This is a genomic window from Leisingera coralii (assembly GCF_049056525.1).
GTDB lineage: Bacteria > Pseudomonadota > Alphaproteobacteria > Rhodobacterales > Rhodobacteraceae > Leisingera > Leisingera coralii.
On sequence record NZ_JBHUPT010000053.1, the window covers coordinates 1 to 11,792 of the forward strand.

Below are 11,792 nucleotides of genomic sequence, written 5' to 3' on the forward strand. Positions count from 1 at the left end.
GGGGGGCCGGCCCCCGCACCCCCGGGATATTTTCAGTCAGATGAAGGACGAATCCCGTCAGGAGCCAGCGTCGTCCTGGCCATCGGCTTCCTGAATCCGCCACAAGGCCAGAAGCAAGGTGCCATCCGCCCAAGGTGTCACTGCGTCCTGAATGAACAGCGGTGATCGGGCAGGTTTTGGTTTGGGTTTTGTCCCGGCTTCGGCCTTGGTCACAGGCGGCAGGAACGGAGTACGCAGTGTCTGTTCCATACCCGGAACAGTACCACAGCCGCCTCAGATCGACAAAAGCGCGGGCACCTCTGCCATATCGCTGAACACTTCAGCCCCCAGCGCCGCAAGTTTCTGGCCGCCGCCCTGCGGCGCATACCCGAGGCAGCGCATTCCAGCGCGCACCGCGGCGGTGACACCGCTGCCGCTGTCCTCGATCACCAGGCAGTCGCGCGCCTGCACCCCGAAATGGCTGGCGGCGGCCAGGAACAGCCCCGGCTCCGGCTTGGCAACACCCAGGGAATGGGCCGAAAACATCGCCTGCGGATGGAACCTCTCCCACAACCCGTTCTGACCCAGGGTAATCCGCATCTTCTTCTCGCTGCCGTTGGAGGCGACGCAGACCGGGATGCCATGCGTATCAAGCCGCGCCAGAAGATCCGGAATGCCCGGTGTCAGCTGCACCCCTTGCTCCAGCCGCGCATAGGTCTCCGCGTAGACTTCGCTGATCCAGTCCTCCGGCAGGTCGGCGCCCAGGCTGCGGGCCTTCTCCATGACCCCGGCCATGGTGCCGCCGACGAAATACGCCATCGACTGTTCGACCGTCAGCACCAGCCCGTGGCGGGCAAGGTTGTCCGCCAGCGCCTGGTTGGAGGCCGGCTCACTGTCGACCAGCACGCCGTCGCAATCGAAAATCACCAGTTTCGGGGTTGGAAATGTCTTGGGCATGAAAGGTGCCTTTGCTGGAAACCACCGCGCTTGCGCTACAGGCTTACCGGCTATCCGCAGCTCCGCAAACCCGGCACCGCGGGGAATTGCCTGCACAATCACAATCCGGACCGGGCCTGAAACAGCCGGAAACAAAAAATGCAGGGTCGCCCCTGCATTTTGAAACTTGAGCGGTTAAGGCTGAATTCAGAACTTGCAGCGCTTCTTCTGAGCCAGGCCGACCAGCACCTCGTGGCGCTTGTTTGCAGCTTCCAGGGCTTCGTTTGCATTGGCGTAGTTGCCAATCACCGCCGGCCAGAACAGGATAACCGCCGCCACATTGGCGCCCGAAGCAGTCTTGCCTTTCCTGGCCTCGGCGCGGATTTCGTCCAGCTGGCCGATCTGGGTCTTGATCTCCTCGCAGGTCAGCGAGGCATCGTCGACATTGTTGGTGGTGACGACTTCGGGAGACACGCAGCCGGACAGGAACAGCGAACCTGCGGCCAGCAGGCCAAGGAATTTTGCAGTTTTCATATGGAACCCTTTGAAACCGCCGGAATTGGCGGAAATTTGATGAAAATCACGGGTTCGCTACAGCCCTGGGGCTGTTTTTGCAAATAGAAAATCAATTATTTGGCGAAACTGCCAGATCCGCTCACGGCCTGTTCTGCTGCCGCCACATCAGCGAGATATGGGTATCGCCGTACTTGCGGCTGTCCTGCAGCTCAAATCCCTCCGGGGCGGCCATCGGCGCGCTTTCCTCCCAGACCACCAAAGCGTCATCCGCCACCCAGCCGCCTGCCACGGCGGCGGCCAAGGCTTTCTCGCCCAGCCCCTTGCCATAAGGCGGATCGAGGAAGATCAGGTCAAACGGCGCGCCCGGGTTCTGCCCCAGCTTAAGCGCATCGCGGCGCGTCAGGGTGCAGCGGTCCCCGGCCCGGCAGATGCCAATATTCTTGCGGATCAGCCCGGTGGAAACGCGGCCGTCGTCGACAAACACCACCTCTGCCGCGCCGCGCGACAGGGCTTCCAGCCCCAAGGCGCCGGTGCCTGCAAACAGATCCAGCACCCGGGCGCCGGGGATGGCGCCGGTATGCATCAGCACGTTGAACAGGCTTTCGCGCACCCGGTCGGTGGTGGGGCGCAGATGAGCGCCCGCATCCCCCTTGCCTACCGCGGCCAGAGCCCGGCCGCGGAAGTCTCCTGCGATGATCCTCACGCCTTCAGCAGCGGCTTCAGGTCTGCGGAGGGGTCGGCAACCACGGTCTTGTCCGCGGTCTTGCCCGCATCGATCAGCCGCTTGGCCACCATATAGGCGCGCGGGTCGTTCATCGCGTCGACCGCCACTAGCTGATCACCGGTGTAGTACCAGAAGGACACCTGCTGCCCCTCGCCCTGACGGGTGACAACATTGTCATAGCCGGTGTTGAGGCCCGCGATCTGCAGCTTGACGTCATACTGGTCCGACCAGAACCAGGGCTGCGCCACATAGTCCTTGCCAGCGCCCAGCATGTTCTGCGCCACCACCTCTGCCTGGTCGATAGCGTTCGGCACGCTTTCCAGGCGGATGCGGTTGCCCTGGAACGGGAAGGAGGCGCAATCGCCCGCCGCCCAGACTGACGCATCCGAGGTGTGGCCCTGAGCATCCGTTTTGATGCCGTTGTCCAGCTCCAGCCCGGCCATTTCCGCCAGCTGCGTGGCCGGGGTGATGCCGACGCCCACCACGACAAAATCCACGTCCAGCACTTCGCCGCCGCTCAGCACCACGCGGGTGACCTTGCCGCCCTCGCCGTCCAGCCGCTCCAGGCCGACACCTTCGCGGATGTCCACCCCGTGCGAGGAGTGCAGGCTGCGGAAATAGTCCGATGTCTCCGGCGCTGCGACACGCTGCAGAATGCGGTCCGCCATTTCGACCAGGGTGACCTGTACGCCGCGCTTGGCGCAGACCGCAGCTGCCTCCAGCCCGATATAGCCGCCGCCAACGATCAGCGCACGCTTGCCTTCGGTCACATGCGGCGCCATTGCGTCGACATCCGTCAGGCCGCGCACCACAAAGACGCCGTCCAGATCCCCGCCGATCGCGGCCGGCAGGCGGCGCGGGTCGGAGCCGGTGGTCAGCGCCAGCTGGTCGTAGGAGATCACCTCATCGCCCAGCGAAACCGTCTTGGCCGCCGGGTCAATCGCGGTGACGCGCTGGCCCAGTTTCAGGGTGATGCTGTTCTCCGTATAAAAACTCTCTGGGCGCAGGAACAGCCGCTCCACTTCCATCTCGCCCAGCAAGTAGGCCTTGGACAGCGGCGGCCGCTGATAGGGCAGCGCCTGTTCCGCGCCGATCAGGGTAATCTCCCCTTCAAACCCGTCCTTGCGCAGTTTTGCCACCAGCGAGGACCCCGCCTGCCCCGCTCCAATCACGACGATGTGGGACATCTCTGCTTGCCTCCCGCAATAGTTCCCGTCACGCTTCCAACGGACCCTATATACCGAGGGCCCCAAAACGCAATCATGAGAAAGAGGAACGTGCAATGATTTCTGTTGGAGACCAGCTGCCCGACGCCGTGCTGATGCGGATCGGAGACGACGGGCCGGAGCAAGTTCAGCTGTCAAGCAAGCTGAAGGGGCGGAAAGTGGTGATATTTGCGGTTCCCGGCGCCTTTACCAGCACCTGCCATTCGGCCCATGTGCCCAGCTTTATCCGCACCAAGGACCAGTTTGCCGCCAAGGGCGTCGATGAAATCATCTGCCTGGCCGGCAATGACCCCTTTGTGATGTCGATCTGGGGCGACAACACCGGCGCCACCGAGGCCGGGATCACCATGCTGTCGGACGCCGAATGCACCTTTACCGAGGCGATTGAAATGCGTCTGGACGTCCCCTCCGCCGGGCTGATCGGCCGCTCGCTTCGCTATGCGATGCTGGTGGAGGATGGCGAGGTGAAGATCCTCAACAAGGAAGACAACCCCGGCAAATGCGAGCTGTCCGCTGGCGAAGGCCTGCTGGAAGCGATGGGCTGACCGCCCTTTCTGCGGCTGCCAGCCCTGGCGGCCGCAGGCTCAACCCCTTAACAAACCATGAAAAATCAGGTCAGCAACTCTGCCGGAATGTTTCGCGCGCGAAACATTCGGACAGCATGGCTGACCTTTCTGTCAGGCCCTGAGGTTCAGCTCTGCGGCTCGCCGTAAAGACCGTCCATCTTGCGTGCCAGCTTGGCATCCTGCGAGCTGATGCCATCCACGTCATGGGTGGTCAGCACAACCGTCACCTTGTTGTAGACGTTGCTCCACTCCGGATGGTGGTTCCATTTCTCAGCCCAGATCGCCGCGCGGGTCATCCAGCCGAAGGCATCGGCGAAATTACTGAACTTGAACGTCTTGGTGATGGCATCGCGGCCTTCCACCATCTCCCAGCCGGTAGCGAACAGCGGCTCCAGCAGCGGGCCGCGGGTGGCGTCGGACAGTTTTTCCGTCATTCTTGCTCCTCCACATGCGCTTTGCGGAACGGGCCGTAATCGGTCAGGATCTCGATCTCTTCCTCGGTGGCGGCCCGTTCAGCCTCGAGGTAGCGTCCGACGGCCCCGGCAAACCCGGGATCGCCGATCCAGTGCAAGCTATGGGTCTGGCACGGCAAATAGCCGCGCGCCAGCTTGTGCTCACCCTGCGCGCCGGCTTCGATCCGGTCAAGCCCCAGGGCAATGGCCAATTCTATGGCCTGATAGTAGCACAGTTCGAAATGCAGGCACGGGTGATGCTCGACGCAGCCCCAGTACCGCCCGTAAAGCGTGTTCCGGCCTATGAAATTCAGCGCACCCGCCACATAGCGCCCGTTGCGCCACGCGAGAATCAGCGTCATGTCCTGCGCCAGCGTCCGGTGCGCGATATCGAAGAATTTCCGGGTCAGATACGGGGAGCCCCATTTGCGCGCGCCGGTGTCCTGGTAGAACTCCCAGAACGCGTCCCAATGCTCGGGCCGCAGGCTGCTGCCCTGGAACACCTGGATCTCGCCGCCAAAGCACTGCGCCTGCATCCGCTCCTTGCGGATGTTCTTGCGCTTGCGCGACGACAGCGCCCGCATGAAGTCCTCGAAATCCCCGTATCCCTGGTTCTGCCAGTGGAACTGCTGGGTGGTGCGGAGCATCAGCCCCATCTCCTCGCCCAGCCGCGCCTCATCCGCGGTGCAGAAGGTCACATGCAGCGACGACAGGTTGTTGTCCGATGCCAGCTGCACCGCGCCCTGCAACAGCGCCGAGTGGCCGATGCCGTCAAAGCCGGGGCGGACCAGGAACCGCCGCCCGGTGACCGGGGTAAAGGGCACCGCGATCTGCAGCTTGGGGTAATAATGCCCGCCCGCCTGCTCATAGGCATGCGCCCAGTTGTGGTCGAAGATGTATTCGCCCTGGCTGTGCCCCTTGGCATAAAGCGGCGCGCAGGCAATCAGGCGGCCTTCCTGATAGGCGGTCAGATACTGCGGCTGCCAGCCGGTGCCGGGCCCGACAGAGCCGCTCTCCTCCAGCGCGCTCAGAAACCTGTGGGTTGTAAAAGGGTCGAGCGGACGGCCTCCGTCCGCCGTTTCGGGACAGGCGCAGGCATCCCATTCCGCCGCCGCGATCTGCGACAGCGACGCCAGCACCCGGATTTCGATTTGCGCCTGGGGCATGCCTTTCCTCCGCACCACTTCACAGATGTGGGGTGCGGCCCAGCCTGATCAAGATGTTAGCGGCGGCAGGTACTGTTCAAAGGTCACATTATCGGCAAAAGCGCGGGCCGCGGCCTCCTCTGCCGGCGAGGTGACGGTCCAGCACAGCACCGGCACGCCTTCGGTGCGCAGCGCCTGCACCCGCGGCCGGGCCAGGTCGCCGGCCTCGTGGCTGATGAAGCTTGACCCGGTGCGTTCAAAATCCGGGATCGCGCGCAGGTCATCGCACACGGCCCTGGGCAGCTCCGTCCAGTCCGCCGGATCATAGGCGCTGGTGGTCAGGCCGCGCGGCAGCTCCGGCGCCAGGCGCGCCAGCTCCGCGACCATATGCGGGTTGAAGGACATCAATGCCACCGGGCCGCCGTAGCCGGCCAGCGCTTTGGCCGCGGCCTGCTCCAGCGCGCCATCGGTGACGCCCATCTTGCCGTGCTGGTCCTTCAGCTCGATCAGCAGCGGCACCCGGCCGGCCACCAGTTCCAGCACTTCGTCCAGATCCGGGATGCCTTCGCCATCGCCGCCCTTCAGCGGGATGGCGCCAAGCTCCTCCCGGCTCCGCGCCCGCACCGGACCGGAGGCCTGGGCCAGCCGGTCCAGGCCATCGTCGTGAAAGACCATCGCGCAGCCGTCGCCGGACAGCTGCAGGTCGATCTCGATGCCGTAGCCTGCCGCCAGCGCCGCGCGGAGCGCCGCGCGGCTGTTCTCCGGGCGCCCGTCCGATACATCGTGCAGGGCACGATGGGCCAGCGGCACGCTCAGGAAGGCAGCAGGCAGGGCAGGTCTCATTTGATCTGGAAGACGCCGTCGATTTCCACCGCAACACCCAGCGGCAGCGAGGGCGAGCTGACGGCGGAACGCGCATGGCGGCCAATGTCGCCAAGCGCTTCGACCAGGAAGTCGGAGGCGCCGTTCACCACCTGCGGCTGCTGGGTGAAGTCAGCGGTCGAATTGACGAAGGCGCCCAGCTTGACCACGCGGACCAGCCGCTCCAGATCGCCGCCGCAGGCTGCTTTCAGCTGTGCCAGCAGCGCAATCGCGCAGCGCTTGGCCGCGGCCTGCCCGGCCTCGACATTCATGTCTTCGCCCAGGGTGCCGGTGATCAGCCCGTTTTCATCGGCCGAGATCTGGCCCGAGATGTAGACCATGTCGCCCGCGACGACATAGGGCACATAGTTTGCCGCCGGTGCCGGCGCGTCGGGCAGGGTCACACCCAGCTCTTTCAGTTTCGCTTCGATGCTCATGGCCGAATTCCTCCGAGTCTTTGCTGGCCCGGACGCTACCCGGCGCGGCCGCTTTCGGAAAGAGCAAATGCGAAGCCCCCGCGCGCCTTTCCGCCCCTTGAGGCAGGCAGTTGAGGGAAGCCGGTTTCATGCAATGAAACCGGCCATGAAAAATCGATTTTTCATGGCCGGAAACCGTGCCGGTTTCCGGCTGCGTCAGCTTTCGCGGAAGGCTTTCACGAAGTAATCGGACAGCGGCTTGACCAGATAGGCCAAGGGCGAGCGGTCGGCGGTGCGGATGTAGCTTTCCACCGGCATTCCCGGAATCAGCACGGTGCCGGCGGGCAAGCGTTCGCGTTCGCCCGGATTGAGCTCGATCTCGGCGCGGTAGTAAGACAGGCCGCTGCCCTGATCCTCAAACGCATCCGCCGAAACCTGGGTGACACGGCCGAACAGCTCCGGCGTGCTGCGCTGGTCCAGCGCCGAGAAGCGCAGGGTCACTTCCTGGCCCATATGCAGCTGGTCGATGTCCGTCGGCGCCACCTGTGCAGCAATCACCAGCGGCCGGTCCTGCGGCACCAGATACAGCACCGGGTCGGCGGGCCGGATCACCGAGCGCGGCGTGTGCACCTGAAGCCCGTAGACCACTCCCGACACCGGCGCGGTGATATCCAGCCGCGTCAGCCGCTGGCGCAGCGAGCGGCGGGTTTCGGCCAGCTCCAGCTCCTGATAGCGCAGGTCGCGCAGGCGGGTGATCGCCTCCTCGCGCTGGCCGGTGCCCAGTTTAAGGATCTCGATGTCGATCTCGGTGATGCGGCCCTCGGCCTGCGCCTCAGAGGCCACCAGTTCCCCCAGCTGGCCTTCCAGGTTGGCCTGGGTCCGCCGCAGGTTCAGCACCGTTGCCGCCTGCGCCAGGCCGCGGTCCAGCAGCGACTGCTGGTTGCCCAGTTCCTCGTTGATCAGCTCCAGCTGAACTTTCATCGATTGCTGCTGCGCCTGGATGCCGCGGATCTGCTCTTCGATCTGCACCCGGCGCTTTTCCAGCTGCTCGATCTCGCGGCCGGTGGTTTCCCTGCGGGCCTGAAACAGGCGCTGCTGGCCATCCACCAGATCCTTGACGTCCGGCTGGGTTTCAGCGGACTTCAACAGTTCAGGATCAAAAGTGATTTCCGGAGCCTCGTCCCGCTCCGCCTCCAGGCGGCCACGGCGCGCCATCAGCTCGAACAGCTGGCCCTCGGTGATCACCAGCTGCGAAGTGAGCTCATTGGCATCGAGCCGGATCAGCGTGTCGCCCTCGGCCACAGTGTCGCCTTCGTCCACCAGGATCTCGGCGACGATGCCGCCGTCCAGGTGCTGCACCACCTGGCGGTTGCGGTCGACCTCGATACGGCCTGTTGCCACCACCGCGCCGGATATCGACGACAGCACCGACCAGGAGCCGAACCCCCCCACCAGCACCAAAAGGGCGATGAGGCCGATGATCAGCGGCCGCCGCGCGGACCAGTTGCTCTGACCGCTCATCGCACGCCTCCCCCGCCGGAGGCCTGGCGGATATTCTGATGGTTGGCGACCATTTCCTGCAGCACCTTGTCTTTGGGCCCAAAGGCGGTCTGGGTTCCCTTGTCGATCACCAGGAGCATATCACACTCCTGAATCGCCGCCGGACGGTGCGCCATGATCAGCACCGAGCGCCCTTCCGCCTTGATCTGCTTGATCGCCTGATTGAGCGCAATCGAGCCTTCGTTGTCGAGGTTGGAGTTCGGCTCATCCAGGATCACGATCACCGGATTGTCGAACAGCGCCCGGGCCAGCCCGACCCGCTGCATCTGCCCGCCCGACAGCCGTCCGCCGGTTGCATTCACCCGCGTGTCGTAGCCTTCGGGCAGTTTCAGGATCATCTCATGCGCGGCCGCCTTGCGGGCGGCTTCCACCACTTTCTCGGCGTCGGGCTGCTGGTCCAGGCGGGCAATGTTCTGGGCGATGGTGCCGTCAAACACCTGCACCCGCTGCGGCAGGTAGCCGACATGGCCGCCCAGCACGTCCGGCGCGTATTGATCCAGCGACGCCCCGTCGAGGCGCACCGAACCGGCGGCGGGCCGCCAGACCCCGGTGAGCGCCCGCGCCAGGGTCGATTTCCCGGACCCCGACGGCCCGATCACCCCGATCGCCTGGCCGGGCTGCACCCGGAAATTCACATTGCGCAGCAGCGGCGCGTTGCTGCCCGGCGGCACCACCGCCAGCCCCTGCACCTCCAGCAGCGCCTTGGGCTTGGGCAGCGCGGTGCGCGCAGCCTCTTCCGGCACCTTGTCCAAGAGCTCGGCCAGGCTGTGCCAGCCCTTCATTGCCCGCTGCACCAGCGGCCATTGGCCCAGGCCCAGCTCGATCGGCGCCAGGGCGCGGCCCATCAGGATGGAGCCTGCGATCATAGCGCCCGGCGTCACCTCCCCCTGCAGCACCAGATAGGCGCCCAGGCCCAGCATCGCCGACTGCAGGAACAGACGCAGCGTCTTGGTCAGGGTGGTGAAACCGCCGCCGGTGTCATTGGCCGTCACGCTGTCGGTCAGCGCCGCATCGCGGGCCTGTTTCCAGCGCTCGAAGGAGGCGCCGCGCATGCCCATCGACTGGATCATCTCCGCCTCGTTGCGGATCTCCTCTGACATCAGATTGGCCTTGTGGCCGGTCATGTTCGCCTTCTGCATCGGCGCCCGGGTGAAGACCTGGTTGAACACGGCAATGATCACCAGCACCGCACCGCCGGTCAGCGCCAGCAGGCCCAGCCAGGGGTGGAACAGGGCAATGCCCGCCAGGAACACCGGCGTCCACGGCAGGTCGAAGGCCGCGGTCAGCACCGGCGAGGAGATCAGCCGCTGCACCGATTCCAGATCGCTGAGGCCGGTCTGCGCGGCCGGGTCCTGCGCCACCGCCGAACGGCGGATCATCGCATCGAACACCCGCTTGTCGAGCGCCGCCTGGAAGCGCGCGCCCACCCGCGCCATGATCCGGCCGCGGGCATAATCCAAAAACCCCATCATGCCGTAGAGGAACACCACCAGCAGCGACAGCGCCAGCAGCGTCGCCTCCGACCGGCTGCCCAGCACCCTGTCATAGACCTGCATCATGTACAAAGGCCCAGTCAGCATCAGCAGGTTCACGAAGAAACTGAAGATCCCGGTGAACCAGTAGAGCCCCCTGCTCTGCCGCCGCACGGCATGCAGTTCCTCATAGCCATTCTTATAAATGCTTTTATTCATGGTCAGACTGCAATAGTGGTTCCTTGGCTTCTGGTCAGGGCTGGGTTTGTATCAGTTGTGACACAAGCAGGTAAAAAAATGTAATCAGACTGGAAAAAGGCAAGAGAACCCTTATTTGCCCTCCGGGTGCGCCAGCTCCAGCATCAATTGGACACTTAACCGAATGCCCTTCATGTTGCGACCGCTTAAATTTGTATCTGCGCTGATTTTGGCCGCTTTTGCCGCGGGCTGCGCCACTCAGGATCCGGTCGCGCGGGCTGCCGGTGAAGTGTTCGACCCTTATGAAAAGACCAACCGCGGCATTCACGCCTTCAACCGCGGGGTCGACCGGCTGGCGTTCCGCCCCGCCTCCAAGGGCTATGTGGCAATCGTGCCCGCGCCGATGGTGACCAGCTTCTCGTATTTCGCCGAGAACCTGTCGATGCCGGGGCAGATGGTCAACGCGCTGCTGCAGGGCGACCTGAAAACGGCCGGCAATGCGTTCTCGCGCTTCGTGATCAACTCGACAGTGGGCTTTGCGGGCCTGGCCGATCCGGCCAGCGAGTTCAACGTGCCGCCGGTCGACACCGACTTCGGCGAGACGCTGCACGTTTGGGGCGTCGGGGAAGGCGCCTATGTCGAGCTACCGTTCTTTGGCCCCTCCACCTCCCGCGATGCAGCGGGGATTGCGGTGGATTTCTTCACCAACCCGCTGGGCTATGCCGAGCAGAATACTGCCGACAATATCAGCATCTATGCGGAAATCGTGCGCCGCATGGGCGATCGTGGCAACTACTCTGACACGATCGATTCGATTCTCTACGAGAGCGCTGACAGCTATGCGCAATCGCGCCTGATCTATCTGCAGAACCGCCGGTTCGAGCTGGGCGACGGCGAAGAGATCAAGGAAATCGACCCGTTCGAACTGGACACCGAAGGATTCTGACGATGGAACGCCGCAAATTTCTGATGGGTGCCGGCGCCGTGCTGGCGACCGCGCCGCAAACCCTGTGGGCGCTGAACGAAAGCAGCGCCAGCACGCTGATCAACAGCCTCGTTGGCGACATCAACCGGGTGATCGCCTCCGGCAAGAGCGAAAGCGCGATGTTCCGCGACTTCGAGCGGATCTTCCAGCGCTACAGCGACACCTCATATATCGCTGCCTACGCCCTGGGGGTGGATGCGCGCCGGGCGTCCTCGGCCCAGAAGAAGGCGTTCTCCAAGGCCTTCCAGGGCTACATCTCGCGCAAATACGGCAAGCGCTTCCGCGAGTTCATCGGCGGCAAGCTGGAAGTGACCGGCGTCAAGAAGGTGAAGAAATGGTATGAGGTGAGCACCATTGCCTACCTCAAGGGCCAGTCGCCGTTCGAGGTGACCTTCCTGGTGTCGGACCGCTCCGGCCGGGACCTGTTCTTCAACATGTTCATCGAAGGCGTGAACCTGCTCCTGACCGAACGCACCGAAATCGGCGCGATCCTGGACAGCAAGCGAGGCGACATCGACGCGCTGATTGCAGAGTTGCAGCGGCTGAGCTGAGACTGCCCCGCTACCGGAATTAAGAAAGGCTCCCTTCGGGGAGCCTTTTTCTTTGGTCCGCTTGCAGTGCTGCTCCAAGTACAGCGTGGCACTCCCGCCCGTCGCTGCCGCATCAAAGATGCCGCGCTCCCGTTGGGTCTGGCGCCCTGCCCGGCGGGCAGGGCGCGCGACTCGAAAAAAGATGTGGTGCGCATGGCACCCCGGA

At 64.2% G+C, this 11,792-nt stretch carries 14 protein-coding genes; 3 read left to right on the forward strand and 11 right to left on the reverse strand.

The genetic code is table 11. The annotated features are described in order from the left end of the window. Positions 1–57 precede the first annotated feature (57 nt). The 5 genes from ACFMBG_RS16480 to ACFMBG_RS16500 all read right to left on the reverse strand — a co-directional run bounded on the left by ACFMBG_RS16480 (position 58) and on the right by ACFMBG_RS16500 (position 3,342). Entirely contained in the window at positions 58–249 is a 192-nt protein-coding gene (locus ACFMBG_RS16480; protein ID WP_421055790.1) for a hypothetical protein, read from the reverse strand. 24 nt (positions 250–273) lie between these two features. Continuing rightward, positions 274–936, reverse strand: a complete 663-nt coding sequence (locus ACFMBG_RS16485) for an HAD family hydrolase (RefSeq protein WP_421055791.1) — start codon at positions 934–936, stop codon at positions 274–276. A 186-nt stretch (positions 937–1,122) separates the two neighbouring features. Next, entirely contained in the window at positions 1,123–1,449 is a 327-nt protein-coding gene (locus tag ACFMBG_RS16490) for a hypothetical protein (RefSeq protein ID WP_421055792.1), read from the reverse strand. Positions 1,450–1,570: 121 nt separating this feature from the next. Beyond that, complete coding sequence (rsmD, locus tag ACFMBG_RS16495) at positions 1,571–2,134, reverse strand: 16S rRNA (guanine(966)-N(2))-methyltransferase RsmD (RefSeq protein ID WP_421055793.1); 564 nt, start codon at positions 2,132–2,134, stop codon at positions 1,571–1,573. After that, positions 2,131–3,342, reverse strand: a complete 1,212-nt coding sequence (locus tag ACFMBG_RS16500) for an NAD(P)/FAD-dependent oxidoreductase (RefSeq protein WP_421055794.1) — start codon at positions 3,340–3,342, stop codon at positions 2,131–2,133. The genes rsmD and ACFMBG_RS16500 overlap by 4 nt, the downstream gene beginning before the upstream one ends. Positions 3,343–3,437: 95 nt before the next feature. Here ACFMBG_RS16500 and ACFMBG_RS16505 point away from each other — a divergent pair, with 95 nt between their 5' ends. Continuing rightward, positions 3,438–3,926, forward strand: a complete 489-nt coding sequence (locus ACFMBG_RS16505; protein ID WP_421055795.1) for a peroxiredoxin — start codon at positions 3,438–3,440, stop codon at positions 3,924–3,926. A 146-nt stretch (positions 3,927–4,072) separates the two neighbouring features. Here ACFMBG_RS16505 and ACFMBG_RS16510 read toward each other — a convergent pair whose 3' ends face one another. The 6 genes from ACFMBG_RS16510 to ACFMBG_RS16535 all read right to left on the reverse strand — a co-directional run bounded on the left by ACFMBG_RS16510 (position 4,073) and on the right by ACFMBG_RS16535 (position 10,072). After that, entirely contained in the window at positions 4,073–4,381 is a 309-nt protein-coding gene (locus ACFMBG_RS16510; RefSeq protein ID WP_421055796.1) for a 4a-hydroxytetrahydrobiopterin dehydratase, read from the reverse strand. Beyond that, the gene (locus ACFMBG_RS16515; protein ID WP_421055797.1) at positions 4,378–5,565 is read right to left on the reverse strand and encodes a GNAT family N-acetyltransferase; all 1,188 of its coding nucleotides are present in this window, start codon (positions 5,563–5,565) and stop codon (positions 4,378–4,380) included. Before ACFMBG_RS16515 ends, ACFMBG_RS16510 begins: the two co-directional genes overlap by 4 nt. A gap of 48 nt (positions 5,566–5,613) precedes the next feature. After that, complete coding sequence (locus ACFMBG_RS16520; protein WP_421055798.1) at positions 5,614–6,387, reverse strand: glycerophosphodiester phosphodiesterase family protein; 774 nt, start codon at positions 6,385–6,387, stop codon at positions 5,614–5,616. Then, a complete protein-coding gene (locus ACFMBG_RS16525; protein ID WP_421055799.1) occupies positions 6,384–6,842 on the reverse strand; it encodes a RidA family protein in 459 nt (152 codons plus the stop codon). Before ACFMBG_RS16525 ends, ACFMBG_RS16520 begins: the two co-directional genes overlap by 4 nt. A 195-nt stretch (positions 6,843–7,037) precedes the next feature. After that, entirely contained in the window at positions 7,038–8,342 is a 1,305-nt protein-coding gene (locus tag ACFMBG_RS16530) for an HlyD family type I secretion periplasmic adaptor subunit (RefSeq protein ID WP_421055800.1), read from the reverse strand. After that, positions 8,339–10,072, reverse strand: a complete 1,734-nt coding sequence (locus ACFMBG_RS16535) for a type I secretion system permease/ATPase (RefSeq protein ID WP_421055801.1) — start codon at positions 10,070–10,072, stop codon at positions 8,339–8,341. The genes ACFMBG_RS16530 and ACFMBG_RS16535 overlap by 4 nt, the downstream gene beginning before the upstream one ends. Positions 10,073–10,244: 172 nt before the next feature. Between ACFMBG_RS16535 and ACFMBG_RS16540 the strand changes: the two genes are divergently transcribed. Together ACFMBG_RS16540 and ACFMBG_RS16545 are read left to right on the forward strand one after the other, a co-directional pair. Next, positions 10,245–10,997, forward strand: a complete 753-nt coding sequence (locus tag ACFMBG_RS16540; protein WP_421055802.1) for an MlaA family lipoprotein — start codon at positions 10,245–10,247, stop codon at positions 10,995–10,997. Between the two features lie 2 nt (positions 10,998–10,999). Then, entirely contained in the window at positions 11,000–11,587 is a 588-nt protein-coding gene (locus ACFMBG_RS16545) for an MlaC/ttg2D family ABC transporter substrate-binding protein (RefSeq protein ID WP_421055803.1), read from the forward strand. The last annotated feature ends 205 nt before the right edge of the window (positions 11,588–11,792 follow it).

Bases quoted from the DNA above. Each gene is read 5' to 3' on its own strand.
- ACFMBG_RS16480 (WP_421055790.1), bottom strand. From the start codon at position 249: ATGGAACAGACACTGCGTACTCCGTTCCTGCCGCCTGTGACCAAGGCC.
- ACFMBG_RS16485 (WP_421055791.1), bottom strand. From the start codon at position 936: ATGCCCAAGACATTTCCAACCCCGAAACTGGTGATTTTCGATTGCGAC.
- ACFMBG_RS16490 (WP_421055792.1), bottom strand. From the start codon at position 1,449: ATGAAAACTGCAAAATTCCTTGGCCTGCTGGCCGCAGGTTCGCTGTTC.
- ACFMBG_RS16500 (WP_421055794.1), bottom strand. From the start codon at position 3,342: ATGTCCCACATCGTCGTGATTGGAGCGGGGCAGGCGGGGTCCTCGCTG.
- ACFMBG_RS16505 (WP_421055795.1), top strand. From the start codon at position 3,438: ATGATTTCTGTTGGAGACCAGCTGCCCGACGCCGTGCTGATGCGGATC.
- ACFMBG_RS16510 (WP_421055796.1), bottom strand. From the start codon at position 4,381: ATGACGGAAAAACTGTCCGACGCCACCCGCGGCCCGCTGCTGGAGCCG.
- ACFMBG_RS16515 (WP_421055797.1), bottom strand. From the start codon at position 5,565: ATGCCCCAGGCGCAAATCGAAATCCGGGTGCTGGCGTCGCTGTCGCAG.
- ACFMBG_RS16520 (WP_421055798.1), bottom strand. From the start codon at position 6,387: ATGAGACCTGCCCTGCCTGCTGCCTTCCTGAGCGTGCCGCTGGCCCAT.
- ACFMBG_RS16525 (WP_421055799.1), bottom strand. From the start codon at position 6,842: ATGAGCATCGAAGCGAAACTGAAAGAGCTGGGTGTGACCCTGCCCGAC.
- ACFMBG_RS16530 (WP_421055800.1), bottom strand. From the start codon at position 8,342: ATGAGCGGTCAGAGCAACTGGTCCGCGCGGCGGCCGCTGATCATCGGC.
- ACFMBG_RS16535 (WP_421055801.1), bottom strand. From the start codon at position 10,072: ATGAATAAAAGCATTTATAAGAATGGCTATGAGGAACTGCATGCCGTG.
- ACFMBG_RS16540 (WP_421055802.1), top strand. From the start codon at position 10,245: ATGTTGCGACCGCTTAAATTTGTATCTGCGCTGATTTTGGCCGCTTTT.
- ACFMBG_RS16545 (WP_421055803.1), top strand. From the start codon at position 11,000: ATGGAACGCCGCAAATTTCTGATGGGTGCCGGCGCCGTGCTGGCGACC.